Raw genomic sequence first — 25,338 nt, 5'->3', positions numbered from 1 at the left:
GACACCCCAGGTGGCACCCCGGTACTGATGCCGGCCACCCAGACACACGGTCAACTGGTCCCTCCCGCCCAGGACATGGCGGTCTACGACCTCAGCAAAGTCCCACACCCGCCCGCCCACCCTCGCACGACGCCCCGGGCCTGTCGGCCGGGTCCGACGGACGGCCCGATCGTGACGCCGCGCCCCGCCGTCGAGACCACCCCTGACCACGCCAGCCGCCCCGGCGAACTCCGGGACATCTAGCAGGAGTTGACGGCTTCTCTCGTCGACCAGTATTGCCTTCCGGTCATCGATTGGTGCAATCGCGTCAGAACGAGCCCGACCGGGCCTGTGAAGCTCCTGTGACTGATACCCCTGTCAGGGCCACGCTCGAAGCCGTTTTCGAAAACAGGGGGATCGATGAAGAGAAGTCCGTCCTGGCGGGCGCGAATACGTACGGCTGCCGTACTGCTCCCCACCTTGCTGGCCTCGTTGACCGTACCGCTTGAGGCCGCGCACGCCGCCGGCGGCAACATCGCGCGCATGGAGACCTATGCGCTGCCGCTGAACACCAAGGCACCTAGTCTCAGCGAGATCAGGCAGCCCGGCGGCCTCAGTAAGTTGCAGCGCCTGGCGGCCAGGGATGCCTCGCAGCCGCTCCTGCCACGTGAGACGGTCGGCCCCGCCAAGAGCTATGCGCCGTTGTCCGGTGAGGACTCGACAGTGCCCACGATCCAAGCGCCACATGGCCTTACTGTGGGAGCCGGCTCAGCGGTCACCCTGCCGGAGCCGGCCCACTCCATGACTCCGCAGGAGTGCATCCGGGGGCTCGGAAGCTCGCAGTTCTACCTCAAGTCACGCTTCGCGGTGTGCTCGGGAACCCTGCTCAGCCAGGTCTGGCTGGTGGACGGCAAGCCTGTCGGAACGAGCAGTTTCGACGTGCTGGCGATCGGGACCATCCCCAAGGACAGCCGCACGATCACGGTCACCTACGACTTCGAGGCCTTCAATGCGGAAGGTACCAACGCGGCACGCGGCCTGGGCATCGTGACCAACGGAAGGATCACGAAGAGCTGGCCCTCCTCAGTCCACTACACCCGAGGCGGCGTGACCATGCCGGTCACCAGGACCTGGGCGCAACTGCTGGCGAAGGGAAGCTTCAAGCACACCGTCAACGCCAAGGCGGCTCAGGGAAGTACCGGCATGAAGGCCGACACCGTCTTCGCCGTCTACCAGCCGACCATCGACCTCGAAGCGCCGCCCGGCTGGGCGCTGACCAATCCGGGAAAGCACGATCTATTCATGCTGCCGCCGCGCTGGGACAAGGCCGGCTACCTTCCCAACGCTGCCAAGGGCGCCGCTGCGTGGAGCGTCCTGGCCACGCTGCAGTACAGCACCAAAGCGAAGGCACCGGAACGGGGTGTGGCACTCCACATCCAGAAGGCCTTCACCAAACCGTCCAGCACGCTGCCGCCCAGCACAAAGAAGCACTTCCCGGGCCGGACCGCCGACGATCCGCTCACACGCCTGTACTGGGACTCGAAGCGTCGCAAGGAGAACTACAACAAATCGGTCTACAACTGCAAGAAGTACTACGGTGCCGGATATACCAAGAACGGCACCAGGGAATGCGACGAATACCCCTTCCAGAGCACCTACGAGGGGGCTGCGCAATCGAAGTACGATCACCGGGCCGAACCGAACAACTTCAGCGTGATGCCGGTCAGCAAGAAGGAGAACGGCGCCGCAGGGATCCTGCTGGCGCAGTTCTACGACAAGAACCGCATCCTCGACGGACCGGACGACGGGTTCATCGTCAAGATCGTTTCCTGACGGGACGTGCATCCACTCGGCGGGCCACGGATCACGCAGCCCGTGATCCGCGCCCGCTGGTCCGCTAGCTCTGAGGCCAGAACTGGGCGACGTAGCGCTCCACTCCGTCCACAGCACCTTCCTCGGCCAACGCAGCGAGCTCCCTTCGGCCCGTGCACACCACTCGCACGTACCAGGTTCCCGGCCCATCCGACAAGGGAATCAGCTCCGGCATCGGACCGCCGGTGATCGACCGTGCCCGCAGCTCCCCCGACGAGCAGGACAGACGAGTCGCCGCGCTCTCCTCCCAGGCGCCGGACGGGACGGAGGGCTCGGCATCCCAGACCTCAACAGTGACGTCCGCGGTGTGCGTGTGACCCGCACTCGTGAAGTCAAGGCGCCCTGGGTGAGCTGAAAGGAATGCGTCTGGCTCGAAACCTTCAGGGAACCGAACCGGCACGTGCCGGTCGTCGGCATCCTCCAGCGCGAAGCCGCCGTGATCGACGTCCACGGGATACTGCTGACGACTGACCAGCTCAGCCACGTCTCCTCCTCGTAGTGCTCGCACTGGGGCACACCTAGCATGGCCGATCGATGAACCGTCAGCACGGCAGAAGCACAACTCGAAGCCCACCGCACCCCGGCCGACAAACGGGCCTACCAGCGGACCTACACCTCAGACAGCGAACGCCAAGCAGGATTCCCCGACTGGTTGGACTGGCACAAGTGCCACCGGCCTCAACCGGCACAGGGGTATCTCCACGTAGGTGCGGATCTATCCACGGCCGCGCGGTCTGCACTGCCCCGGACCACGAGCCCTGGGAAGTCGCTTTCGCGGTGCCCCAGCAGGGCAGCTGAGCCGTGGGCGGCGGCTGACCCGGATCTGTCAGCGCGCGCACCGGGAGGCAAAGTCAACGCCCCCCCCGTTGATATCGACGTGGGGGTCGGCTCCCTGGCGGAGCTGAACGCGATGGTCGGTCGAGATCGCCGCTTGCCCGACACGATCCACGCCTACGACGCCAAGCACCCGTGGGTTCGGTCTTCGCCTTGGGCTCGGGCCGCAGCGGCGTCTGCCGACCACGTCGCCGGGGTCAGCCTCAGGCCGGTCAGTCCTGGGCCGGCATCACCCGGGTTACCTTGCCCTTCAGGTCGGCGTCCAGATAGCCGGTGACGTGCTCGTCGGCGAGATAGACGGCCAGTCCCAGCGGAGTGCTGAACGTGGTGTCGGCTGGGCGGACCAGGACGTAGCGCATGGTCGGCCGCTTCACGTTCAGGTCTTTTTCCGCCCGTTTCAGCAGAGCGGGAAGGACGTCCCAGTCGAAGTTGTCCAGGCTGAAAGGGCGTTCGCCGCCGATGAGGGCGCTGCTGATGATGCCTTTCTCAACGCCCTGACCCGGTCGGTAGGTGTAGCTGTCGTATTTGGTGTAGCTGCCCTTGACCATGATTTCCGCGGACACGTAGTCCGGATAGACGGTGAAGTCGCACGCCCGGTCCGTGCCGGTCGCGGCCTTGATCTCCTTCACCGCCGTCCGGATGCCGTCCGGGGTGAGCAGGTCGGTCTTCGCATCGGCCTGCGGCGCCGGCGCCGAACGGGACGCTCTCGGCGGTGTGGGAGTGGGGTCCGTCGTTCTGGTCGAGGACGAGACGGGTGAATTGGCGGCCTTTCCCCCGTCCTTGTCGCCTGCCTGCGGTATCAGGGTCCACACCAGGACTCCTGCCAGCACGGTCACCACGACGGACGAGGCGATCGTGATCCGGCTCTTCGCACGACCGCCCGGCCGCGGCGGCGTCGGCCGTGTGGAGCCCACCGGGTAGGGGGTCGGCGGCCCAATGAGGCCGGGCACGGCGTCGTGCGGAGACGACGGTCCGAAGCCCCCCTGCGGCCCGAAGCCCGAAGGCGGCCCGAACCCGGCCGGTGCGGAGGGTGGGGGTGTCGGTGTCGGCCCCGGCGAAGGTGCCAGCCGGTACGAGGTGGCCCCGCCCGCCCCGTGCGGAGCACTCGGAGCCCTATCCATGCCTTCGGCCGCTTCCGCGAGCATCCAGTCAGCGCTCTCCGCGTCGGCCCGGCCGGCCGGGTCCTTGACGAGCACGGCGTTCAGGAAGCCAGTCAGCACTCCGGCCTGGAGGGGCGGCGGAAGCTCCTCGCTCAGAAGGGCCGCCAGCGTCGCGAGTGTGGTTCCCCTGCGCAGCGGATGATGCCCCTCGACTGCGACATACAGCATCATCGCCAGCGACCACAGGTCCGAGCCCGGCCCGCCCTCGCCGCCGGAGATACGTTCGGGCGCCATGTAATCCGGCGTGCCGATGACAGACCCGGTCGCGGTCAGGGCGGTCGACTCCCTGATGGCCGCGATCCCGAAGTCGGTGAGGACGGGACGTCCGTCGGGCCTCATCAGAACGTTGGCGGGCTTCACGTCCCGGTGCTGGATGCCCACCTCGTGCGCTGCGCGCAGCGCGGCCAGCACCTCGCGGCCGAGCCGGGCGGCCTCGACGGGCGGCATCGGCCCCTTTGCGAGCCTGTCCTGGAGCGATCCGCCGGTCACCAACTCCATGACGAGCCACGGGTAGGTGTGCTCCCCGCCGTCCACCACGTGGTGGATGGTCACCACATTGGGGTGGTCGACGCGGGCGAGTGCCCGTGCCTCGCGCAGTACCCGGGCTCTGAGCATCGCCGCACCCTGCGGGTCGTATTCGGCCAGACCCGGATCGGGCGGCCGCACCTCCTTGACCGCCACGGCCCGGTCCAGGACCAGATCGCGCGCTCGCCATACCACGCCCATGCCGCCGCCACCGAGCCGCGCCTCCAGCTCGAAGCGCCCGTCTATGACCCGTCTGCCGGATTCCCCATCGCTCATGGCCGGGAGCCTACGAGATACCAGTGACACGGCGCCGCGCAGGTGGCTCCAACCCTCCGGGCCGGTACGCGCCGGCGGTGGTGATCGAGGGAGCGGCGCAGCGCGCGGATGAACGGCGGCAGCACCGCTTCACGATAAACGCGGGCCGCCGTTGCGATCCGGTCGACCACTAGGCCGACGTGTTGACCGTCCTCCTGGCACGGGCGGGTCAACGCCTGCCTAGCCTGACGTTCAACCTCGTTCCCGTTGGGGGTGGGAAACGGAGCAGGCCGTTTTCGAATCCGATAGGTACCCGCGGTGTGTCAGGACTGTGGTGCGGAGCTGGAGCGCTGCGGTGTCCAGGCCCTCGTGGGCGGCCGTTTGCGCTGGGATGTCCATCTCATCCGAGCAAGGGCCGACCTTCAAGGGCCAGCGCATCCTCTTACGCTGACCGCCGCCATCTGGCACAACGACCAGAGCGGACAGCCCATCCTGCGCTCACCGACCGCCTACGACCACCAGCCCCTAAGAGTGATCGTCTATTCCGACGGTGCCAGGGTGCGCACGACGTCGAACTCGTTTCCCTCGGGGTCGGCCATGACCACCCAGCTCCGGACAGGGCCCTGGCCCACGTCCATCTTGGTGGCACCAAGGCCAAGCAGCCTGGCCACCTCGTCGTCGGTACTGCCGTCGATCGGGCTGACGTCCAGGTGGAGCCGGTTCTTCACGGTCTTGCCCTCGGGCACTTTGATGAAGAGCAGGGTGGGCGGCATCTGGCGGGCCCGGACCTGCTCGACGGTCGGCTCCCATGAGCCGATCTCAACCTTGCCCTCGCTCCGGTCGATCACCTTGAAGCTCAGGACCGCGCACCAGAAGGCCGCGAGCCGCTCCGGATCGTGGCAGTCGACAACCAATTCGGTGAACCTACTGGTCATTACTCCCCCAGGCAGTGCGGATGGAGGCTCAGCCTAGGGTGTCGCGCCACCCCTCGGTCCTGAATCGCTACGACCACCAACTCTTGGAATCGATCATCCAGGAGGCGCGAGGGTGAAGGCGGGAGCGGGCGCGGTCAGACGGCATCCGACCGTCGCCGGCTGGTCTGTGAACGCGCGAAGGAGCGCTGCCTGTCACCCCTCGATGAGAGACAGGTGCGGGGTAGGGGCCTGCCGGAGCGGCTGCTTGGTGCGCGTCAGCCGGTCCCCACCACGGTCCATGCCGCACCGCCGGACCGACACGACCGCCAGCAGGCAGGCAGGCAGGCAGGCAGGCAACGATGACCACGGTCGCGGACTCCCGCACGGCGGATGAGGCGTTGACTGGAGCTTGTGCCGCGCCCGGCGGACGCCTGACAGCACTGCCGGACCTGGGCCCCGTGGCGCCTCGCGGTCAGGTGGCGATGGTGGCCAGTCCGGCGATGCCGATGAGATAGATGACCACCGCGGCCGTGCTGTCGACGCCCATGCGGGCGTACTGGCGGCGCGGCCGGAAGATCAGCCCCGCCATGTAGACGACCGTCAGGAGGATTCCAAGGGCGGTGAGGTAGATGTCGGTGTCGTGGGCGGCCGGCAGGACCGGCTTGCCGGAGATGACCGTGGCGAGCAGGAACAGCACGGGCAGGAAGGCGTTGCCGCCGAAGATGTCACTGATGGCGAGCTGGTAGTCGCCCAGCTTCGTGGAGGTCAGGCCGGTGCTGACCTCGGGCAGGGAGGTGGCCGCGGCCAGGATGGTCGCGCCGAACAGCACACCGCTCAGGCCCTGCCGGGCGAAGAACTCCTCGCCGCTGCGCTCGATCACGACACCGGCCACGAGCGTGGCCAGCGCGGCTGCGGCGAACACCAGCACGGCTCGGACGGTGCTCACGCCCTTGTCACTGGCCGCCTTCTCCTTCTTGCCCTTGGAGTGGCCGGGCGGTTCGGGCTGACTGTCCGGGGCGTCGCCGCCCTCCCGCCACGGGAGGCCCCGGCCCGCCCGGTTGAGCAGGATCAGACCGACCACCCACAGGATTGCGATCAGCACCGAAGCGGGGGCCAGGCGCGCGGCGTGCAGGGTCGGGGAGAGTTGGGTGCCCATCACCACCACGGCCAGGACGACCACCACCAAGGCGCCCTCCAGGACCAGCTGCAAACTGGCCGCGAGCCGGGTCAGCGGGGCGCGCGGGCGGACCCCCGCGGCGTCCAGCACCGCCAGGACGACGGTCTGGATGGCGATGCCGCCCAGGATGTTGCCGACCGCGACATCGAGTTGGCCGGCCATCGCCGCACTCGCCGTGATCGCGATCTCGGGAAGGTTCGTCGCAATCGCCAGCAGAATCAGACCACCCAGCGCGCTGCCCAGATGCAGCCGTTCAGCGAGCACATCGGTGGTGTCCGACAGCTTGATACCCGCAAACCAGATGACCGCCGCACTGACCACGAACAACGCCAGAAGCACCGGCGAACCCAAAGATCCCATGGCGACGCAAGTACCCGCCGGTCCAAGGCACAACCGGCCGTTACGCCCAGCTCACTCCCGCACAGCTCACCACCCGCGGGCGCCGGTGCGAAGCGCCCCGGTCCCCCGGGCACCGCCGGACGGTGACGGAGGCCGCCCCGCTGATCCGCCTCTTCCCGGTCAGGAAGAGGCGGATCAGCCGGTCAGTACCGGGACACTGTCCCGCTCATGGCGCGCTTGCCTTCTTTGCCGGTGCTCCAGGCGGAGACAGGGACGTCCGGCTGATTACTGTCCGATCGGGTTGAGGTAGGTGGCCGGGTGGGTGGCGCCGTCCTGCTTGAGGATCTGGCCGCCGAAAGGCCACTTCAGGGTGAAGTGCTGCGTCTCGTTCGGCGGGGTGACCAGGAACTTGGCCGGAACGAACTTCTCTTTCTGCGCCGTGGACTTGGCCACCGGGAGCAGGGTGATGCTGAAGTCCACCGTGGCCCCGTGCTCCAAGGTCAGCTTTCCGGGCTTCTTGGAGGAGCGTGCCAGCGACCAGGTCCCGTCGGTCTTCTGAGCGCCGATCATGTCGACACCGGCGAAGCCGGACAGGGTGCAGGTGCGCTTGCTCTGGTTGGTGAACCAGATGTACGCCTGGGTCTGCTTCTTGGTCTGCCCCATCTCCGGCTTCGCGTCATCCCCCGTGGCGAAGCCGGCCTTCAGATCAGCGGTGTGGCAGCGGGCCGGCCGGGGCTTGGCGGGAGTGGCCGAGGCCGGGACAGCGGCGGCGGCGGTGCCGGCGACGACGACGGCCGCAAGGGCCACGGCGGTCAGCTTGCTCTTCATGACGTTTCGGGTTCCCCTCGTATACGAATCGGCGCGCGAGGTCAGTGCGCGCCTACGCACCTGAAGACGCCCCATACCCGGCAGGCGTTCCGTGTACGGGATGAGAGACTCAACTACAGCGGCCGGCTGGGCGTGCGTCACCCATAGCGACGGGCAGAGGCTGACGTCTGGTCAGAGTTCGTACGGGTGGAGACTGATCTTCTCGCGCTCGACGAAGAGGTCGACCCACGTATGGGCGACGTGGTCAGGCAGCTGATCAGCGACATCCAGCAGGATCAAGGTGCCGTGCAAGTCCAGCACGGCGGCACCATTCTCTGTAGGATCCAGCCTTCCTCGCAGAACAACGCAGTGGCCGCCAGGCCGGACTCCCGGTCCGGAATCGTCAGCGGGTTTCACATTCTTCCCCCAGACGATGTCCTGATCGACCGTCCACTCGACGTGGTACTCGCCAGGCACCGCAGTCTGGTCACCGCACCAACGGACCGCGGTCCGTCCGAACGGGGTCCGGATCTGAGCCAGCCATGGGCTCCAGGGAAACTTCGCGAGCTTCTCCAGTTCGATCAGCACCGTTCAATCATGCGGCATCCGAGTTGCTGCCGAGGTCGGCCGCTGCTGAAGGATCCGGGTGGGGAGGTCGGGGCCCCGGCTCCCGTCCCCGCCGAAGCGAACCGCCTGCGGGCGGAGAACCGCCCCCGAACAGTCAAGCGCGATGCCCCCGCCCCTGCGGGCAGGGGCGGGGGTGAACGTCACGACGACGGTGCGCGGTGTGCGCGGTAGGCATCCGGGGCAGGTCGGGCACCGTCAGGTGGGGGCGTCAGTAGTACGTGATGTCCCAGTGGTTGGCCCAGTACTCGTCGGCGTAGTCGATGACCGTCTTGCCGGCGGAGGTCACGCGCCACACCCAGGCGCCGTCCCCGCGCTTGTACTGCTTCCTGGAGTGCGCCTCGATGTAGTTGGTGACGCAGGAGGTGCGGGCCACGTCGACCTTGTAGCCGTTCCAGTGGCTGTACGTGCCTCCCGCGTGGCCGACCTCCGTGCCGCCGGTGATGACGATACGGCAGCCGCTCTGCTTCTTCAGGGCGATGACACCGTCGACGGTGCGGGCCCGGATGTCCTGCAGACTCGTGCAGTTCTTGCGGTTGCGGTCGGTGCAGTTGCCCGAGGAGGACCGGGTGACGCCCGCTGCCTTGAGCCGGGCCATGGCCTGGGCGTCGGTGAGCTTGCCGCCGCCGGCGGCGCCGCCGCCCTCGACCAGGGCGGCCCAGGTCCTGACATCGACGGTGCCGTCCGCGGTGAGGTGCTTCGCCGCCTGGAACGCCTTGACGCTCGCGGCGGTGCCGGTCCCGAAGATTCCGTCCACGGTGACGGCGTAGCCGTTGTCGGTGAGCTGGTCCTGCACTGCCTTGACGCCCGCCCCCGTGGAGCCGGACTTGAGTGTCATGACCAGCTTGCCCCAGGTGTTGGGACCGACGATGCCGTCGGCGGTGAGGTTCTGGGCGTTCTGGAACGCCTTCACCTTCGCGGCGGTTGCCGGACCGAAGGCCCCGTCCGCGGTGGTCGTGTAGCCGCGGGCGGTGAGCAGCAGTTGGACGGTGGTCACGTCCACGCCGCGCTGGCCGGGCCCGACCGTCGGCCAGGACGCCTGCACGGTGACGCCCGCAGGTGCTCCTGCGTTCACGGCCGCAGGTGCGCCTGCCTGCACGGCCGCAGGGAGGGCGGACGCCGCAGCGGTGGTGGCGTCGACCGCGGTGATGCCGGACGCCAGAGCCATGGCGAGCAGGGCCGCGGACGTGCCTCGGCTCCGACGAAGCCTTCGAGCCAGGGTGCGCATGAGTACGGTAGCTCCTCAATGGTGGGTGCGGCTGGGTGGTGGGGGTGCGGAGTGGTGAAGGGCCGGATGTCGGCGGCCGGCCACCGGGCGGCCACCGCCTCCCCCGAAAGCGGTGGCCGCGTGATGGTGGTCGTGCTCGTGCTCGGACGGGCGATTCGTCCTTCGCCCCGTGGGGGGACGGTGCAGGTCAGCCGTGGGTGCTGGGCACGTAGTAGTAGCAGTCGTGCCGCCAGGTGCTGTCGCCCTGCAGGTTGGCGAGCACGCTGTTGCCGGTCTGCTTGCCCACGATGCCGTCGGCGCCGAGGCCCGAGGCGGTCTGGAACTTCTTGACCCAGGTGCGGGTCCCCGACCCGAAGCCGCCGTCGACCTGCAGCGGCCGGCCGTGCCCGGTCCGCGACGCCCAGTCGTTGACGCCCTCCTGCACGCACTTGACTCCCCAGCCGTGGCTCCCGTACTGGAGGGTGGCCGCGGCAGGCGAGGCGTTCGCCGTCATGGACAGGCCGCCGGTGACGACCGTCACGGCAGCGGCCAGGAGGCCGACCCTCGCAGCGATTTTCCGAGTGAACATCTGCTCTTCCGTTCGTTCGTCCGATGGGTGCGGTGGCTTGTGGCGACGGACCCCGCGGCGTCGCGAGCCGGGGTTCCGCGCCGGCCACCGGACCCTTTCTAGGCCGACGTCGTTGTCCGGTGTCGGCGGACGAACACCGGACAACAGCGGCCGGACAACTGCGGCGGAATGTTGCAGGTCAGGCCGGTTTGGGCGGGGTGTCCACCCTTGCCGGCCGCGTCAGGAGCAGGGTTGCTTCAGAGCCGGTTCGGGCGCGTAGTGGCGCCACTGCTGGGCGGTGACACCGCCGGCGGCGCACAGCCGCCGGATCGCCTGCTCGGGGTCGAGGGTCCACAGCCGCACCGTGTGGTCGTCGCTCGCGCTCGCGAGGGTGCGGCCGTCGGGACTGAAGGCGACGTCGTCGATGGGTCCGGTGTGGCCGACCAGAGCGGTACCCGACTGGGAGGGGTGTCGCGGGTCGGCGACGTTCCACAGGTCCAGGGTGTGGTCGTCGCTGCTGCTGACCAGGGTGCGGCCGTCGGGGCTGAAGGCGAGCCCGTAGACGAAGCTGGTGTGTCCGGTCAGGGGCTCGGCCGTGGGCAGCGGCCGTGCCGGGTCGGTGACGTTCCACAGCCGTACGGTGTGGTCGACGTTGGCCGTGGCCAGGGTCCGGCCGTCGGGGCTGAACGCGACTCCGTACACGCCGCCGCTGCCGGCGGCGAGGGGGCCGCCCAGGGGCACCGGCCTTGCGGGACGGGTCACGTCCCAGAGCCGGGTGGTGTCGTCCGCGGAGGCCGTGGCCAGGACATGCCCGCGCGGGCTGAACGCCAGTGCGGTGACCGGTCCCGTGTGCAGCGTGAGCGGTTCGCCCAGGCGGGTGACGTGCGCCGGCCGCGAGACGTCCCAGAGGCGCACTTGGTGGTCCTGATAGCCCGCGCCGGCGAGCGTCCGGCCGTCCGGGCTGAAGGCGACCGAGTAGACCGCACCGCTGTGGCCGGTGAGCGGCTGTCCCACCGGGGCCGCCCGCGCCGGGTCGCGCACGTCCCACAGGCGGATGGTGCCATCCCGGCCGGCGCTGGCCAGGAGGCTGCCGTCGGGGCTGAAGGCGACTTTCCGTACGGCGCTTCGGTGGCCGGTCAGGGGGTGGCCGACAGGGGCGGGGCGGGCCGGGTCGGCAACGTTCCACAACCGGACGGTGCCGTCGGTGCTGCCGCTGGCCAGGACGTGCCGTGCGGGACCGAAGGCCACGGTGTTGACGTAGCTCGGATCCGGGAGAGTGGTGCCGGGGAGGTGCCAGAGCCTTACGGAGTGGTCGGCGCCGGCGGAGGCCAGGTAGTGCCCGTCGGGGCTGAACGCCAGCCAGTAGACGTATTCGGTGTGGCCGGTGAGGGGCTGCCCCATCGGTACGGGTGCGGAGGGGTCCGTGACGTTCCACAGGCGGACGGTGTGGTCCGCTCCGGCGGTGGCCATGATCTGGCCGTCGGGGCTGAAGGCGACCGCGTACACGGTGTCGTGATGAGCGGACAGAGGCGTCCCCAGCGGCACGGGATGGGCCGGGTTCGCAACGTTCCACAGCCGTACGGTGCGGTCGTTGCCCACGCCTGCCAGGAGGTGGCTGTCGGGGCTGAACGCGACGGCGTACACGGTGTCCTTGAAGCCGGTGAGCCGTTCCAAGCGCTGCGGGTGGGCGGGGTCGGCGACGTTCCACAGCCGGATGGTGTGATCGTGGCCCGCGCTGGCGAGGGTGCGGCCGTCGGGGCTGAACGCGGCGGAGGCCACCGCGCCGTGGTCGTGTCCCCTGAGCGGTTGCCCGAGCCGCTGAGGGCGGGCCGGATCGGCGACGTTCCACAGCCGGACCGTCCCATCGTCGCTCGCGCTGGCGAGTGTGCGTCCGTCCCGGCTGAAAGAGACGGAGAAGACGTAACTCCCGTGCCCGGTCAGCGGCTTCCCCCAGGGCGCAGGGTGCGCGGGGCGGGTCAGGTTCCACAGCCGCACCGTGTGATCGCGTCCGGCGGAGGCCAGGGTGCGGCCGTCGGGGCTGAAGGCGAGCCAGTAAACCCACTGGCTGTGGCTGGCCACGGGGCTGCCGAGCGGCACCGGGTCGGCCGGGTCGGTGACGTTCCACAGCCGGATCATGCCGTCCGCTCCCGCCGCGGCCAGAGTACGGCGATCGGGGCTGTAGGCCACCGCGAACACGGTGCCGCTGCCGGCGGCCAGGCGCCTGGCGACCGGGGCGCCGGCGGCGCTGATCAGATCGGTGCGCAACTGCGGCCGGGGGCGGAGGCGATAGGCGGCGATGTCCAGTTGGGCGGCGAGTGAGGGGTCGGAGTCGCGTAATTGGCCGGCTTGTACCTGCACCTCTCCCGCGATGGCGTTGTTGCGTTGGATCTGGGCGGTCGCGGTCTTCTTGAACGCGACGCCGGCGGCCACCGAGGCGACGAGGGCCAGGGCGCACACGGCGGCGATGCCGGCTCGGCGCAGTCGGGCGGCGCGGCCCGCGTGGCGGGCGGACGCGGCAAGGAACTCGTCGATGCGGGAACCCAGGGCCGGCGAGTTGCCACGGGTGGCGGCCCACTGACGCGCCGCTGCCAGGACGCCGCCCCGGTAGAGGGCGCCCGGATCACGCCCCTGCCGGTGCCAGAAGGCGGCTGCTTCGGCGACCTGCTGGTGCATGAGCAGGCCCGCCCGGTCCTCGTCGATCCAGCGGCGCAGCCTGGGCCAGGCGTGCAGCAGCGCCTCATGGGTGAGTTCGGCGCTGTCGCGGTCCAGGGTGACCAGGCGGGCCCGGGCGAGAAGGTCCAGCACGGCGCCGGTGTCGGGGCCGAGGTCCTCGAGTGCTACGGGGCGTTTGGTGTCGTCGGTGCCGTCGCCGAGGGCCACCATCCGCAGCAGGACGGAACGGGTGAGTCGCTGTTGCTCGGCGGTCAACTGCTGGTAGAGAGCCTCGGCGGTGTTGGCCAGGGCGTGCGTGATGCCGCCCGCCGTCTCGTAGCCGCTCAACGTGAGCGTGTTGCCACGGCGGCGCAGCCAGGTCTCCCGCATGGCGTGGGAGACCAGCGGCAGGATGCCGGGCTGTCCGGTGGCCTCCGCCACGACACGGGCCAGGAGGGCCGTCTCCACCGCGCATTCGGTCCGGACGGCCGGCCGGCTGACGGCGCGGCGCAGTTCCTCCGTCGTCATGGGGCCGACGAGGACCTGGGCGTCCTGAAGGGCCGCGACGAGTTCGGGGTGTTGCGAGCAGCTCGCGTAGAAGTCGGCCCGGACACCGATGACGACGCGCGTACGGCTGTTGGCCGCCCGGGCCGCCGTGACCAACGCGCTGATGAAGCGGTCGCGTTCGGTCTTGTCCTGGCAAAGGGTGAAGACCTCTTCGAACTGGTCCACGACCAGCACCAGATCCGTGCCGTCGGAGAAGTCCGACGCCGCCAGCGCCTGCAGCACGGTCTGGTGCAAGGACCGGGGGTCGCCGCTCAGCTCCCTGTGCAACGCCGTGGCCGTCCCGGAGGTGGCGGCCGCGAGCCGGGCCGCGCACTCCTCCAGAGGGTGTGCTCCAGGGGTGAACAGCACGGTCGGCCACCCGGGGCGGCCGTTCGGATCGCCCCCGTTCAGCCGGGGGACCATCCCGGCTCGCAGCAGCGAGGACTTGCCGGACCCGGAGGCGCCGAAGACCGCCACGAAACGATCGGCCCGGACGCGGGTGACGAGGTCGGCCGTGAGCCGTTCGCGCCCGAAGAACCAGGAGGCGTCCTCCGGCTGGAACACCGCGAGGCCCACGTAGGGACACGGCCGGTCATGGTTCTGCCCCGTGTCGTCCCGCTCGTCCGGCGACGCCGGACCGACGCTCGCCGCGACCGCGTGCCAGCGCGCCTTCCATTCCTCCTCGTCGCCCTCGCAGGCCCGGACGAAGGCGAGGGTGACCTCCAGACTGGGCAGTCTCCGGCCGGCGGCCGCGTCCGCGAGTGTCGTCGACGAGTAGTGCGCCTTGACGGCGAGCTGGCGGTAGGTGGGCTTCCCCGCTTTCTCCCGCAACAGGCGCAGTCGCGCGGCTAACTCGGTCAGCGGGCTGCCGTCGTCCTCTAACGGCCGTTCCTTCCTCGGCACGCGGTCCTCCCCCAGGGTTCGTGAAGTGACGCGGCGAGCCTATTGTCCGGAGCCGGTTGTCCGGAGCCTCTTCTGCGACACCGGACAACGCGAGGAGCCGTAGAACTGATTGCGTCGACGGCGGACACGGGGGAGCCGCCGTCCGGGCACCTGCCAGCGGGCGCACCGGCGACATCGAACGCCGTGCGGATGCCGCTGGCGGTTCACCGCCTCTCCCCGAACGTGAGGAGTCCTAGGACATGTTGACGAACAAGCGTGCGGCCCGCCGACCGGTGCGGCGTTCCCGGCGGGCCGCCATCGGTCTGCTGACGGCGGCTGCCGCGGCCGGCGCCCTGGCGGTCATGCCGGGTCAGGCCTCGGCACACACTGCGGCGACGGCCGGGCCGGCGGCCACCTCGGCGCAGATCAAGGTGGCCCAACGCGACCTGAACGGGCTGGCCTACGACGCCGGCGGCGTGGACGGTGTCGGCGGCCCCAGGACCAAAGCGGCCACACAGGCCTTCCAGGGCGACCGGTGCCTGAACCTCGACGGCGTCATCGGCCCGCAGACGCTCGCCGGACTCACTTCCGTGACCAAGCAGGTCCAGAGCAAGGCCGGAGCCCCGGCCAACGGCGACTACGGGGCGGCCACGACGAGCGCGGTGAAGCGCTACCAGTCCGCCCACCGTCTGACGGCGGACGGCATCGCCGGTGAGCTGACGATGAAGGCCATGGGCATCGAGCGGCTCGTCAAGAGCTGCCACACCACGAGCGCGCTGCGGGCCAAGATCGTCAACACCGCCAAGAGCCAGATCGGTGTCACGGCCGACTCGCACAAGTGCGTACCCGGCAAGCCGTACAGCGTGTGCGACGAGTGGTGCGCGGCCTTCGCCACCTGGGTCTGGCGGCAGTCCGGCGTCGACATCCCCTTCATCAAGTACGTGCCCAGCGTCTACGACTGGGCCGTCGCACACCACAAGTGGGTCGGCTCCGGCGGCCTCGCCACCGCCGAACCCGGCGACCTGATCATCTTCGGCAGCGCCCACAACCGCTACCACATCGGTGTCGTCGACCAGGTCAGCGGCAGGACCGTGCGGGTCGTCTCCGGCAACACCTCCGACCCCGCCGGCTCCGGCAAGCACGGCGTCTACGACAAGACCTACTCGCTGTCCGCATCCGTCTTCTACGGCCTGGTCCGCCCGTAACGGAGCCACGCCCGACCGTTCCAGGGGCCCTTGCACGGTGCCTGAGGCGCCTGCGAGGGCCCGTGGGCGGTCCCACAGTCCCCGGAGCGCCGACGATGCCGCCCACGACCGAGCGACCACGGAACCACAACGGAGAGCCAGCGATGACCCGTCTTCACCACCGCAGCGGCCGGCCGAGCAGAGCCGGATGGCGAGCCCGCGGTGCGGCGTTGCTCGCCGCAGCGCTCGCGGCCCTGTGCCTCGACGCCCACGGCGTGGCCCACGCCGACACCACCGCGGTCGCCGGGACGGCCCGGTCCGCGGCCCCGGTACGGGGGCTCGACGTGAGCGGCCACAACCCCCACATCGACTGGAGGGCGACGGCCGCCGCGGGCGCCTCCTTCGCCTACGTGAAGGCGACCGAAGGAGTCACCTACACCAGCAGCTACTTCACACAGCAGTACGACGGGGCGGCCGGCGCAGGCCTGGTCCGCGGCGCCTACCACTTCGCCCGCCCGGACGCCTCCGGCGGACGCGCGCAGGCCGACTACTTCCTGGCCCACGGCGGCAAGTGGACACGCGACGGCAAGACCCTCCCCGGCGCCCTGGACATGGAGGCCGACGCGCACGGCGACCCCTGCTGGGGGCTCGGCCCCGGTGCGATGACCAGCTGGATAGCCGCCTTCGTGAACGAATACCACGCCCGGACGGGACGCCACCCGGTCATCTACACCCCTGCCGGCTGGTGGGCGACCTGCACCGGGAACTACCGGGGCTTCGGCACGACCGTCCCGCTGTGGATCGTCAACCAGTCCGGCACGCCCACCCCTTTGCCCGCCGGATGGAGCACGTACACCGTCTGGCAGACGGCGGAATCGGGGGTCTTTTTGGGGGACCAGGACGTCTTCAACGGCGGCCTGAAAGACCTCAGGACGTTCGCCCTGCGGGACTACACACCTCCGCCGCCGGCCCCCAACTGGCCCCTCGTGCTCCAGGGGCAGGCAGGACGGCAGGTGACCACCGTGCAGTACCTGCTCAACGCTCACCGGGCGGCCCTCACGGTGGACAGCCGGTTCGGGACGGCCACCCGGGACGCCGTGGTCGCCTTCCAGAACAGCCAGGGGCTGACCCCTGACGGCATGGTGGGACCGAACACCTGGAAGCACTTGGTCGTCACCGTACGGCAGGGCGACACCGGCCCGGCCGTACGGGCCGCGCAGGACGAGCTGAAGGCCCACGGCGCCGCTCTCACGGTCGACGGCCGGTTCGGGGCCGGCACCCTGAAGGCGGTGGTCGCCTTCCAGAAGTCCAGGAAGCTGGCCTCCGACGGGGTGATCGGCGCGAGCACCTGGATGAACCTGGTGAGCTGCTGAACGTCTGCCGCACCGGGTCCCGGCACCCTTCGACGCCTCCACGGGGCCCGGGACGGTCAGGGAGTGTCGCCGGTCCAGTCCCAGCGGTCGGGGTCACCGGGGCGCGGGTCGTACCTGGCCCGGCCCCCGGCTCCGAACCGCCCCAGCTCGGTGGCCAGCGCGACACCCGTGTCGGTCCTGTCCTCCGTGAAGCCGGTGATGTCGAGGAGCAAGCCGTCCAGCGGGCCGCCGACCAGTTCGGCGTAACGCCGGTCGGACAGCGGGCCCGGCTGGTCGTGGTCGGCGCCGTAGACCCGGCGGCGTAGCAGCTGTTCGTCATCTCGGTCCATCCCTCCAGCCTGGCAGCTGCCACTGACAACCGGACCCGGACGCGTGTGCTTCGGAAGCAGGAGCCCGCCGTCCGGCCACCGCGCCGCCCTCACCACCGGATTCGCCGCGGTCACGACCGCCCTACTTCGGGCTTACTCCGTCCAGGAGGTTGTTCACGAGCGCGACGACGAAGTCGTCCGTCACAGGTTCGTCGGGGATGAGCAGTCGGTGGTGGACGGCGCCCCAGAGCTGGTCGACGAGGACCTGCACGTCGACGCCGGTGCGGATCTGGCCGAGTTCCTGAGCCCGGTGGAGGCGCTCCGCCGCCAGCCGACGCCGGTGCGAGGAGTACAGCTTCCGGTAGGCGGTGGCCAGATCCTCGTCGGTCTGTGCCTCGCCGATCAGCTCGGTCAGTACGCGCCCGCCGGGGGTGTGGGTCATCACGTGGCTCACGGCCGTGCAGGCCGGTCGGGACGTCCGGAGCCGGCGTGATACGTTGCAGCGCCTGTGTGATCAAGGTGAGGGGGACCGTTTCGTGGCCAGTTACGAGGAGCATGCCCAGGCTGCCATCGATGCGCTGACGCCGGTGAGAGGCTTCATCAGGGGTCGCGGGCCCACCGATGTGAACCTTCAGATCGCGCAGGTCGAGGCCATTCTCGCGCTGGCCGCCGCCGTGGCGGGCCGCCACGGGGGATCGGCACCGGCTCGGCCACCGCTTCCGCCGTTCGGGCCCCACAACGGGTGACGCACGCCGTCTTCGATAACTCACGTGACTCTGCAGGCCAGTTGCGCTGATTGCGGCGGACTGGTCCTCCGTGCCGTACGGGCACCACGCACCAAGCCGAACGGACAGGACCGGAGGGCTGGTCCACGCGTGGGACGCGGCTGCCCGGACGAGTCGGCGCCCTGCCGGGATCGACCGGCCCACCGTTCGGGTCCGCCCGTCCAGCGCTGCCGCGCGCCAGGAGCGGCCGGTCGCGACGGCTCTCGGCTTCCTCACTGCGTGACGACACGGACGCGGCTGCCTGGACGGACCTCGACCCCCTGTTCCCGTACAGCCGGCATCCCCATGCCAGCGCCGGGTCGCCCTGCCGCACCGGCGAGTCGGTCGTCTCGGTCGACGGGGAAGGCACGGTCCGCCGCTGCCAGCTCGTGCGCACCGAGCTCGGCAACCTCTACGACGGCTCCTACCGGGCGGCACTGCGACCGCGTCCCTGCCCCATAGCCGGGCGACTGCCACATCGGCTACGTGCACCTGGAGACGCTCCCGCTGTACGACGTCTTCGCCGGCGGCGTCCTGGAACGCGTTCCGGCCCGGCAGGGGCCCGTACTGCCGCTCCCGACGGCGGCCGGCCGCCCCGGGCTGCCCTGATCGGACCTGCGAGAAGTCGCTGACGTCCGAGGTGCCGGAGGTGATCACGGCGTCAGACCCTCACCGATGACTTGTCCTGAAGAGGGGGAGAAAGGCAGTCCCCCGCTCCGTGCCCCACACCGCTCTCCGCTTCTCTTGCGGAGCGGAGAGCGGTGTGGGGGTTGCGCCTCGACTGCTCCCCCCTGTGGAGAGGGTCAGATCCTCAACGACGTCGTCGGGGCGTGTGCAGCATGTGTTGCGGGCGCTGCGGCGGCCGCCGAAGTGCCGCTCAGGCCGGCAGGATCGCCTTCAGCCGTGTTCGGGGTGCTGGGACTGTTCAGTGCCACAGCTGGTATCGGCCGTTGTTCCCGGGCTCCGTGTAGGTGCGCGAGCCGTCGCTGTCGAGGTAGAAGCCCTGCACCCAGCCGTCACCCCGGTGCTTGAGCTTCCAGCCGCTCGAGGTCCAGATCTCCTCCCACTGCTGCCACCAGTTGCCGTCCTGGCAGGTCTCCAGGTAGACGAGGGTGTTGTAGGAGGTCAGGCACATGTTGACCTGGTGACCGTTGAGGTGTCGTCAGGGCGGAACGTCCAGTACTTGCCGTCCACCGACGTCTCCTTCCACTGCGACCACCCGTGGGTGGACCTGTCGCAGTTCCCCGGCGGGTCCAGCCTGAAGTTGCCGAAGACGTCGTTGCCCCAGTTGAGGCACTTACCCGTCTGATCGTTCTGCCAGCTGACGGTATTGCCCGCGGCCGAGGCCGAGGTGGACATCGTCAGCGCGAGCGCCGGCGCGGCCACCGCTATCGCGACCAGCCGGGCGAGGGAGTTCCTGAGCATGAGTGTGACTCTCTTCCTGGGACGGTGAAGCGCGATCGCCTCCCCTGGCGATCCGCAGTCGAACGTAGGGCAGGGCGCGGCCACGGCCGGTGTCGCGCTGCACAGTGAAGGCCGGGTTCCGGTGCCTGAAGGCACAGCGGACCGCGTGGCGGGTGGGACGAACGCCTCGAAAACTTGGATGATCCACATACGAGTTGGATCTGCATGCCGGCCCGCGAAGGGAAAGCCCGCCTCACAGACCGGGGGTTGGTGCGCACCTCGGGCCGGCTCCGGCATTGTTCTGGGGGGAAAGCATGGCCAGTGGGACGGACACGTTCGGCGCTGCCTTGGTCCTGGCGACACCGACGGCGAGACGGGTGGAACGGGCCGACGAGGTGCTGGCGCTGCATCGCGCGGCCCGGTCAGGGGGATCCCAGGCGGCGCTCGGCTACTTGGCCGCCCGCAGCGGGGCGGATGCGCTGCTGATCGACACCTCCGGAGCGGTGATGTCCTCGGCCCGGCGGCCAAGGCATGCAACCGCCGCGGGAGTCTGGGAAGCGGTCCTGCGCGGGGTGCGTGAACTCGTCGAGCGGAGGGCGAAGTCCATGGCCGTCGATGTGCAGGGGCACACCGTATTCCTCTATCCGCTGGACAGCCCGGTGACCACGTCCGCGCCCGTGCTCGTCGCGGTGACGCCGCAGTCCAAGGCCGCCGGACTGGCGTCCTTACTCGCGGACGCGGCGTCGACTCTCAGGCTTTGCTGGAAGGCCGAGCACACAGATCGGCTGCGTTCCCGGCTGGAGGCCGCCGACGGCCGTACCCGCGAAGCGGTGCTGCAGCTGCTGATGAACGGCCAGGTGACGGCCGCGCGTCAGGTGTCGGGAGTGCTGCTGCCTGAGCTGCCCGAGACCATTCGGGTCTGGGTCGTCGAGCGGCCACGCGGGTTGCGCAGTGAAGTCGCCGCCCGGCTGAGGGCCGGCGCCCCGGGAGCGTGGGTCGTGCCCTGCACGGTGTACGACGAACATCTCATCGCCCTTGTACCGGCCTCCGGCGACGTGGCCGACGCGGGTGTTCCTTCCCCGGAGCAGGCACACGCGGCCATCGCCGAGTGCTGGATGGGGGTGAGTGAAGCGGTAGCGCTGACCGACACGGCCGCCGCATACGCCCAGGCGATGCACGCCCTGGCCACTGCCCGCCACCGCGCCGACCGGCGGGCACTTTTCGCCTCAGCTCCTGACCTGGCACTCGCGATCGGCCCTGACCTCGTCGACTGGGCCGAGGGTTTCCTGACACCACTGCGGGGTCCTGCGGCCAGACGGCCGCAGGACCCCGGCAGCACTGAACTCCTCGCCACCGCGGCCTCCTGGCTCAGCTTCTCCTCCAAAGCCGCCGAACACCTGCGGATCCACCGCAACACCCTGTCCGCCCGCCTCAAGCACATCGCTCGCCGGCTCGCCCTCGATCTCGACCGGCTCGCCGACCAGTCCGTCCTCGCGCTCGCCCTCCGCGCCACCGCCACCACCTGCCCTGCCGGCGAAGCACCTCGCCCAGTACCCCTCGACGGCGAGCAGGCGCTCCGCCGCCTCGACGGCCTGCTGGCCACGCCCGCCGTCACGCGATGGGCCCGCAGCCAGTTCCAGCCGCTCGCCGCGACCGCCGGGTCGGCACACCTCGCGCGGACACTGACCGTATGGCTGCAGCACGATGCCCGTATCGAAGCCACCGCCACCGCCCTGTCCCTGTCGAACACCGCCGTCCGCAAACGGCTGGCGCGCGCCGAAGCACTCCTGCAGCGCTCCCTGCTCCGCCCACCGACCGCCCGGCACGACCTCTGGCTCGCGCAGCACGCACTCAGCGTGAGCGCCGCGCACTGACCCGCGGCGCCGAACCATGGCCCTGCGTCCGCGCGTGCGGCCTGCTTGGCTGTCGATGTGCGGGGTAAACGGCCACTCCTCGTGCACGCCGGGTGCCTACAACCCCGACGTCAGCCACCAGTTGGCGCTACGCGCCACAAGAAGCCGACCCTGCTGCCCGGGACAGGCCAACGGGCCTACGGCCCGGGCAGCAGCAAGGATGGAGGTCGGCGTGGTCTCTCCGGCTGGGCTCTGCGGTCAGCGTCTGCGGGACCAGGTGCTGCCGATACCCGCAACGTGCAAGGCCAGCGCAGTCAGGCCCAGAAGCATGACGTTGACAGACGAGAACGTGTGATTGGTGCTGATCTCGGCTGCGTTGATGAGGAACGCGATGAAGAACAGCACTGCCGCGACTATGCCGAGCATGACAAGCCCCTCTCAGTAGGAAGTGAAGCCCGTATGCCCGGACACCGGCCCAACAGACATGGGCGGGATCCCCAAAAACGAATCGTCCGCCCGGCAGGAGCCCCGCCGAGCTCTGCCGGCAGGCTGACGTCCCCTCAAGCGTGGGCGTTGCGGGTCCTCGCCGCCTTGGGCGAGGCAGCGTGATGCACCGGCCGGCCCGTCGCGGGAACTGCGAGACGCCGCAGGGACAGACCCGCGGTGACGAGGAGACCTGTGAAGACGGCCAGGAGGAGGACGGACACCCACATCTGCCGGCTCCCAGGAGCCTGCCAGCCGGTCCATACAGAGGACATGGCCCACAGCAAGACGCCCACCACGTAGAAGGAGCGGACCCGGTGCAGCTGCCGCACGGCCCGCAGGAACTCGATACGTTCGATCTTCGGTGCCATGCGAAGCCGTGTACCCCAGAGCGCCTGACGTCATCCGACTGGCTGTGCTGTTTCCCGGGATCGATGTGCGGGTGGAGCGCGTCAGCGACTTCTCCGGCACCTTGGCGTGGGAGGCGGTGTCGACAGACCGTCCGGGCCGCTGCCCGGACTGCCGAAATCAGGCGAAGCGCATACGCAGCACGCACCAGCGCAGCTCGGACAAGCGGCCCCCGGCCTCACCCTGTCAGAGCCCGGATTCGCCTCCCTTCCATGTGACAACGCTGCTGGTGGACACCGATTCGACTTCGCCGATGTCCTGCGGCGTGAGGTCGAGGTCGGACATCTCGTCGTCGCCGCGTTCCTCTGCCTCTCTTCGGGTCTTGCGCCGGTCGTTGAGGAGCGAAAGGAAGACGGCGGCGAAGTAGAGCACCCAGATCGGCGCGGCCAGCGCCAGCATGGTCAACGGGTCCGTGCTCGGCGTCGCCACGGCCGAAAAGACGGTGATCCCCACGATCATGCGGCGCCACCAGCCGAGCATCCGTCGGCCGCACAGCACCCCGGTGCGATTCAGCATCACCAGCAGCAGCGGCATCTCGAAGGAGAGACCGAAGACGACCACCATACGGGTGACCAGGTCGAGCAGATCGTCCAGCGGCAGCTGGTTCTCCACCCCGTGCGGGGTGAAACCGATCAGCACCTTCGCGGTGGTGGGCAGCACCTTGTAGGCGAAGACAGCGCCGCCGAAGAACAGGGGGACGCCCGCGCCGACGAACGCGTAGGCGTATTTCCTCTCGTGGTTGTGCAGGCCGGGGGCGACAAACGCCCACAGCTGGTACAGCCATACCGGCGTCGCCAGCACGACGCCGGCCATCAGGGACACTTTCAGAGCCAGGGTGAAGGGTGCGAGCAGACCGTTGATCGTGATCCGCGCGCAGGTGGTGTCCGCGGTCCGCTTGGCCAGATCGGCGAAGGACGTCGGGCAGCCGACCGAGCTCAGCACCGGCCTGGTGAAGAAGTTCACGATGCCCTTGTAGAAGAAGGCCGCGACGATCGTGACGACCAGGATGGCAAGGACCGCCTTGGCGAGCCGGTTGCGGAGTTCACGAAGGTGTTTCGCGAGCGGCATCCGCCCCTCGGGATCCTTCTGCTTGTTGCGGGCTGATTGCGGCACGCCGCATCCTCATCTCGTGCAGCAGACCGGATACCACCGGCCTTGCGTCAGTACTTGATCGTCTCCGTCACCCGGCGGGGCCGCGGGGTCGCTACGGCGCTGGCTGCGGCCGGTAGAGCGTCCAGGAGGTGATCTGCCCAGCCCGGCCCGAGGGTGGGTGGGCAGCACAAGGGGTGAGCCCGCCGGGAAGACTCTCGGGCGGCGTCTCATGCGGGGATGAGCCAGAGGCGGGCAGGACCGGGCTCAGTCTCAGTCGCCGGTCCCGCTGTCCCTGGGCGCGGTGCGGGGGGTGGCGATGTCTTCGGACGTGCCCGGGATCGTCGGCGGTCCCGGTGCGGGTTCAGGCTCCGGGCGCGGCTCGTTCGAGGCGCCGTCGTCCTTCATGGCCCTGGTCTCGTTCTTGAGGATCCGCATCGACTTGCCCAGCGCCCGGGCCGTGTCGGGTAGTTTCTTCGAGCCGAAGATCAGAACCACCACGGCGACCAGGATCAGCAAGTGCCAGGGCTCCAGCGCATTGCGGAACATCGTCATGCCCCCTTTCGAACGCGTTGGCCCTCATACCTGCCCCGGCGATCCGTGCCGCTTGTTCCTGCACGGCAGCGGTGGGAGCGGGGACACCCGCGGGGGATCGTGTCCTGCCGCCCCGAGCAGGCGCCCATCGCTCGCCGAGCGCGCGCGGAGCCTCGCCCGCCGCCCGAAGAAGCATCTCGCCCACGACCGGGCCTTGCGGAAGGTTGACGCGGCGGGAGGCGCACACCGTTGGCCGCGGACGACGGCCCGCTGCTGCGTGCAGGTGGGTCCATCACGGTTGCCCGTCCGTCCGTACGGCGACGAGTTCCCCCCTCCGTGCCGCGGCCGCACTCGGCCGGAACAGCGCAGGGCAAGGGGAGTTGGCCGACTGCTGCGGGGGCGTACCGGGTGTTGATGTCGTTGCGGGTCATGTCTTCCTCTTCCTGTCGGATCGGGGTCGATTCAGGCCCCGGGGCGCCCGGCGGCCGTCCAGGCGGCGTACTCCTGGCGGACATACAGGCGACGGCTGGTGATCGCGTCGGGGTGGTGCGGGCCGGCCACCAGGTCAGGATGGCTGCGGTCGAGCAGGACAAGCTGTTCGGCGGTTTCCGCGGCGGCCGCGACCGGGCCGGGGCCGGGGTCGCCCAGGGCCATCCGGTCCATGAGGGCGGCTTGGCGTAGCCGCCAGGTGCGTTCGGCGACTGTCGCATCGACCAGAGGGCCGGTGACGGTCCTGGCCTGGCGGCCGTCGCGTTCGGCTCCTAGAGCGAGCACTTGGTGTATCTCGCGGCGCAGGTCCGGCGCATTCGCGTATGCCTCGTGCGGGGGCGGAGCGCTGATGCCCTCGCCGGTGTTCGGGGTGACGTTCACGCTCACACCTCCGCATGCGCGTAGGGGGCCGGCGCCGCAGCGTTGACGCAGTGCCGTGTCGTGGTCAGGGTCGCCGTGATCAAGGGTTGATGGGCGTGCCGAGGACTGCATGGGCATCTGGGGCCGGGCTCGGGCAGTCGCCGATGGGACACGGCTCGTGGGTCGCATAGGCGCACTGGGCGGGTCGTCGGGTGCCCCGGCGCCGCAGCCGCCCCCGGTGACCCGACATTGTGCGGCAGTGCCGGCGCCGGCAGGGGGTCGCAGCTCGTGGGGAACGTCCGGGCCGGTCATGGCGAGCACCTCAGGCAGGCGCGGACTTCGCGGCCGCTGCGTGTCTGGTGGACCTCGGTCGACTGGGCGAGGTGCTGGACGATGCTGGTGCCGCGGCCGTGTTCGTCGGGGGCGGTGTCGGGGCGATGGTGTTCCACGCTCATGCCGGAATCAGTGACCACGATGTGCAGGGTGCCGTCGTCGAGGACGAGCAGCAGGGTCATGCGCTCGTGGCCGTACTGCGCGGCATTGGCGGCGAGTTCGTCGACGATGAGGACGGCGGAGTCCCGCTCGCTCGCCGGCACGCTCCAGGTCTCCAGCAGATCGGCCGCGAAGTGACGAGCGGCGGGGACGTGCGCCTCCTGCGCGGGCAGGGTGAGCAGCGCCCGGTGGCGGCTGTGCCGACCGAGCAGTGAACTCGGACTGGGGGTATCGGTCACAAACATGGTCCTCTGGC

The 25,338-nt window shown here is 69.8% G+C and carries 24 protein-coding genes and 1 pseudogene; 6 read left to right on the top strand and 19 right to left on the bottom strand.

Translation table 11 applies throughout. The annotated features are described in order from the left end of the window. The first annotated feature begins 471 nt into the window (after positions 1-471). Positions 472-1,812, top strand: a complete 1,341-nt coding sequence (locus AB0N17_RS31875) for a hypothetical protein (RefSeq protein ID WP_366015051.1) — start codon at positions 472-474, stop codon at positions 1,810-1,812. A 64-nt stretch (positions 1,813-1,876) separates the two neighbouring features. On the opposite strand, the gene AB0N17_RS31870 is transcribed toward AB0N17_RS31875, so the two are convergent. The 9 genes from AB0N17_RS31870 to AB0N17_RS31830 form a co-directional block, all read right to left on the bottom strand. Beyond that, positions 1,877-2,335, bottom strand: a complete 459-nt coding sequence (locus AB0N17_RS31870; protein WP_366015050.1) for a hypothetical protein — start codon at positions 2,333-2,335, stop codon at positions 1,877-1,879. A gap of 562 nt (positions 2,336-2,897) precedes the next feature. After that, positions 2,898-4,646, bottom strand: a complete 1,749-nt coding sequence (locus AB0N17_RS31865; RefSeq protein ID WP_366015049.1) for a serine/threonine-protein kinase — start codon at positions 4,644-4,646, stop codon at positions 2,898-2,900. Positions 4,647-5,164: 518 nt separating this feature from the next. Then, complete coding sequence (locus AB0N17_RS31860; protein WP_366015047.1) at positions 5,165-5,560, bottom strand: VOC family protein; 396 nt, start codon at positions 5,558-5,560, stop codon at positions 5,165-5,167. A gap of 451 nt (positions 5,561-6,011) precedes the next feature. Then, positions 6,012-7,055 carry a hypothetical protein gene (locus AB0N17_RS31855; RefSeq protein ID WP_366015046.1) on the bottom strand — a complete coding sequence of 348 codons (1,044 nt, stop codon included), beginning with the start codon at positions 7,053-7,055 and terminating at the stop codon, positions 6,012-6,014. A gap of 285 nt (positions 7,056-7,340) precedes the next feature. Beyond that, the gene (locus AB0N17_RS31850) at positions 7,341-7,883 is read right to left on the bottom strand and encodes a DUF4232 domain-containing protein (RefSeq protein ID WP_366015044.1); all 543 of its coding nucleotides are present in this window, start codon (positions 7,881-7,883) and stop codon (positions 7,341-7,343) included. Positions 7,884-8,054: 171 nt separating this feature from the next. Then, positions 8,055-8,450 (bottom strand): hypothetical protein, encoded by a 396-nt coding sequence (locus AB0N17_RS31845; RefSeq protein ID WP_366015043.1) that lies wholly within the window; start codon positions 8,448-8,450, stop codon positions 8,055-8,057. A gap of 247 nt (positions 8,451-8,697) precedes the next feature. Next, positions 8,698-9,654, bottom strand: coding sequence for a peptidoglycan-binding protein (locus AB0N17_RS31840; protein WP_366015042.1), 957 nt, complete (start codon positions 9,652-9,654; stop codon positions 8,698-8,700). A 247-nt stretch (positions 9,655-9,901) separates the two neighbouring features. Then, the gene (locus AB0N17_RS31835; protein ID WP_366015041.1) at positions 9,902-10,282 is read right to left on the bottom strand and encodes a peptidoglycan-binding domain-containing protein; all 381 of its coding nucleotides are present in this window, start codon (positions 10,280-10,282) and stop codon (positions 9,902-9,904) included. 219 nt (positions 10,283-10,501) lie between these two features. Then, a complete protein-coding gene (locus AB0N17_RS31830; RefSeq protein ID WP_366015040.1) occupies positions 10,502-14,362 on the bottom strand; it encodes a helix-turn-helix domain-containing protein in 3,861 nt (1,286 codons plus the stop codon). Positions 14,363-14,601: 239 nt separating this feature from the next. Between AB0N17_RS31830 and AB0N17_RS31825 the strand changes: the two genes are divergently transcribed. Both AB0N17_RS31825 and AB0N17_RS31820 read left to right on the top strand, forming a co-directional pair. Beyond that, a complete protein-coding gene (locus AB0N17_RS31825; RefSeq protein ID WP_366015039.1) occupies positions 14,602-15,546 on the top strand; it encodes a peptidoglycan-binding protein in 945 nt (314 codons plus the stop codon). Between the two features lie 143 nt (positions 15,547-15,689). Further along, a complete protein-coding gene (locus tag AB0N17_RS31820; RefSeq protein WP_366015038.1) occupies positions 15,690-16,898 on the top strand; it encodes a GH25 family lysozyme in 1,209 nt (402 codons plus the stop codon). A 56-nt stretch (positions 16,899-16,954) separates the two neighbouring features. Here AB0N17_RS31820 and AB0N17_RS31815 read toward each other — a convergent pair whose 3' ends face one another. After that, positions 16,955-17,227: a hypothetical protein gene (locus AB0N17_RS31815; protein ID WP_366015037.1), complete on the bottom strand. Its 273-nt coding sequence runs from the start codon at positions 17,225-17,227 to the stop codon at positions 16,955-16,957. A gap of 121 nt (positions 17,228-17,348) precedes the next feature. Next, on the bottom strand, positions 17,349-17,660 hold the full coding sequence (locus AB0N17_RS31810; RefSeq protein ID WP_366015036.1) for a TetR-like C-terminal domain-containing protein: 312 nt from the start codon (positions 17,658-17,660) through the stop codon (positions 17,349-17,351). An 82-nt stretch (positions 17,661-17,742) separates the two neighbouring features. Here AB0N17_RS31810 and AB0N17_RS31805 point away from each other — a divergent pair, with 82 nt between their 5' ends. Next, positions 17,743-17,952 carry a hypothetical protein gene (locus AB0N17_RS31805; RefSeq protein WP_366015035.1) on the top strand — a complete coding sequence of 70 codons (210 nt, stop codon included), beginning with the start codon at positions 17,743-17,745 and terminating at the stop codon, positions 17,950-17,952. A 263-nt stretch (positions 17,953-18,215) separates the two neighbouring features. Then, positions 18,216-18,579 (top strand): annotated as a pseudogene (locus AB0N17_RS31800) (radical SAM protein); the annotation flags it as partial. Between the two features lie 316 nt (positions 18,580-18,895). Here the strand turns inward: AB0N17_RS31800 and AB0N17_RS31795 are convergent. Both AB0N17_RS31795 and AB0N17_RS31790 read right to left on the bottom strand, forming a co-directional pair. Next, positions 18,896-19,105, bottom strand: a complete 210-nt coding sequence (locus AB0N17_RS31795; RefSeq protein ID WP_366015034.1) for a hypothetical protein — start codon at positions 19,103-19,105, stop codon at positions 18,896-18,898. Continuing rightward, positions 19,096-19,395 (bottom strand): hypothetical protein, encoded by a 300-nt coding sequence (locus AB0N17_RS31790; protein WP_366015033.1) that lies wholly within the window; start codon positions 19,393-19,395, stop codon positions 19,096-19,098. Before AB0N17_RS31790 ends, AB0N17_RS31795 begins: the two co-directional genes overlap by 10 nt. Positions 19,396-19,688: 293 nt before the next feature. Here AB0N17_RS31790 and AB0N17_RS31785 point away from each other — a divergent pair, with 293 nt between their 5' ends. Beyond that, positions 19,689-21,248 carry a helix-turn-helix domain-containing protein gene (locus tag AB0N17_RS31785; protein ID WP_366015032.1) on the top strand — a complete coding sequence of 520 codons (1,560 nt, stop codon included), beginning with the start codon at positions 19,689-19,691 and terminating at the stop codon, positions 21,246-21,248. Between the two features lie 237 nt (positions 21,249-21,485). Here the strand turns inward: AB0N17_RS31785 and AB0N17_RS31780 are convergent, their stop codons facing one another. The 6 genes from AB0N17_RS31780 to AB0N17_RS31755 form a co-directional block, all read right to left on the bottom strand. Then, positions 21,486-21,653 (bottom strand): hypothetical protein, encoded by a 168-nt coding sequence (locus AB0N17_RS31780; RefSeq protein ID WP_165939570.1) that lies wholly within the window; start codon positions 21,651-21,653, stop codon positions 21,486-21,488. A 134-nt stretch (positions 21,654-21,787) separates the two neighbouring features. Further along, on the bottom strand, positions 21,788-22,081 hold the full coding sequence (locus tag AB0N17_RS31775; protein WP_366015031.1) for a hypothetical protein: 294 nt from the start codon (positions 22,079-22,081) through the stop codon (positions 21,788-21,790). A 223-nt stretch (positions 22,082-22,304) separates the two neighbouring features. Beyond that, on the bottom strand, positions 22,305-23,231 hold the full coding sequence (gene tatC, locus AB0N17_RS31770; RefSeq protein WP_366015030.1) for a twin-arginine translocase subunit TatC: 927 nt from the start codon (positions 23,229-23,231) through the stop codon (positions 22,305-22,307). Positions 23,232-23,480: 249 nt separating this feature from the next. Continuing rightward, positions 23,481-23,756 (bottom strand): Sec-independent protein translocase subunit TatA, encoded by a 276-nt coding sequence (tatA, locus tag AB0N17_RS31765; protein ID WP_366015083.1) that lies wholly within the window; start codon positions 23,754-23,756, stop codon positions 23,481-23,483. Between the two features lie 447 nt (positions 23,757-24,203). Then, a complete protein-coding gene (locus AB0N17_RS31760; protein ID WP_366015029.1) occupies positions 24,204-24,611 on the bottom strand; it encodes a hypothetical protein in 408 nt (135 codons plus the stop codon). A gap of 287 nt (positions 24,612-24,898) precedes the next feature. After that, on the bottom strand, positions 24,899-25,321 hold the full coding sequence (locus tag AB0N17_RS31755) for an ATP-binding protein (RefSeq protein WP_366015028.1): 423 nt from the start codon (positions 25,319-25,321) through the stop codon (positions 24,899-24,901). Positions 25,322-25,338 lie beyond the last annotated feature (17 nt).

Origin of the sequence: Streptomyces sp. NPDC051133 (assembly GCF_040682635.1) — a bacterium.
GTDB lineage: Bacteria > Actinomycetota > Actinomycetes > Streptomycetales > Streptomycetaceae > Streptomyces.
Note: the sequence above shows the minus strand (reverse complement) of the source record. Positions and strands in the feature narration are given on the sequence as shown.

Coding starts and splice junctions, on each gene's coding strand:
- AB0N17_RS31825 (WP_366015039.1), top strand. CDS start 14,602: ATGTTGACGAACAAGCGTGCGGCCCGCCGACCGGTGCGGCGTTCCCGG.
- AB0N17_RS31815 (WP_366015037.1), bottom strand. CDS start 17,227: ATGGACCGAGATGACGAACAGCTGCTACGCCGCCGGGTCTACGGCGCC.
- AB0N17_RS31790 (WP_366015033.1), bottom strand. CDS start 19,395: ATGCTCAGGAACTCCCTCGCCCGGCTGGTCGCGATAGCGGTGGCCGCG.
- AB0N17_RS31835 (WP_366015041.1), bottom strand. CDS start 10,282: ATGTTCACTCGGAAAATCGCTGCGAGGGTCGGCCTCCTGGCCGCTGCC.
- AB0N17_RS31865 (WP_366015049.1), bottom strand. CDS start 4,646: ATGAGCGATGGGGAATCCGGCAGACGGGTCATAGACGGGCGCTTCGAG.
- AB0N17_RS31860 (WP_366015047.1), bottom strand. CDS start 5,560: ATGACCAGTAGGTTCACCGAATTGGTTGTCGACTGCCACGATCCGGAG.
- AB0N17_RS31820 (WP_366015038.1), top strand. CDS start 15,690: ATGACCCGTCTTCACCACCGCAGCGGCCGGCCGAGCAGAGCCGGATGG.
- AB0N17_RS31785 (WP_366015032.1), top strand. CDS start 19,689: ATGGCCAGTGGGACGGACACGTTCGGCGCTGCCTTGGTCCTGGCGACA.
- AB0N17_RS31795 (WP_366015034.1), bottom strand. CDS start 19,105: ATGTGCCTGACCTCCTACAACACCCTCGTCTACCTGGAGACCTGCCAG.
- AB0N17_RS31775 (WP_366015031.1), bottom strand. CDS start 22,081: ATGGCACCGAAGATCGAACGTATCGAGTTCCTGCGGGCCGTGCGGCAG.
- tatA (WP_366015083.1), bottom strand. CDS start 23,756: ATGTTCCGCAATGCGCTGGAGCCCTGGCACTTGCTGATCCTGGTCGCC.
- AB0N17_RS31780 (WP_165939570.1), bottom strand. CDS start 21,653: ATGCTCGGCATAGTCGCGGCAGTGCTGTTCTTCATCGCGTTCCTCATC.
- AB0N17_RS31850 (WP_366015044.1), bottom strand. CDS start 7,883: ATGAAGAGCAAGCTGACCGCCGTGGCCCTTGCGGCCGTCGTCGTCGCC.
- AB0N17_RS31840 (WP_366015042.1), bottom strand. CDS start 9,654: ATGGCTCTGGCGTCCGGCATCACCGCGGTCGACGCCACCACCGCTGCG.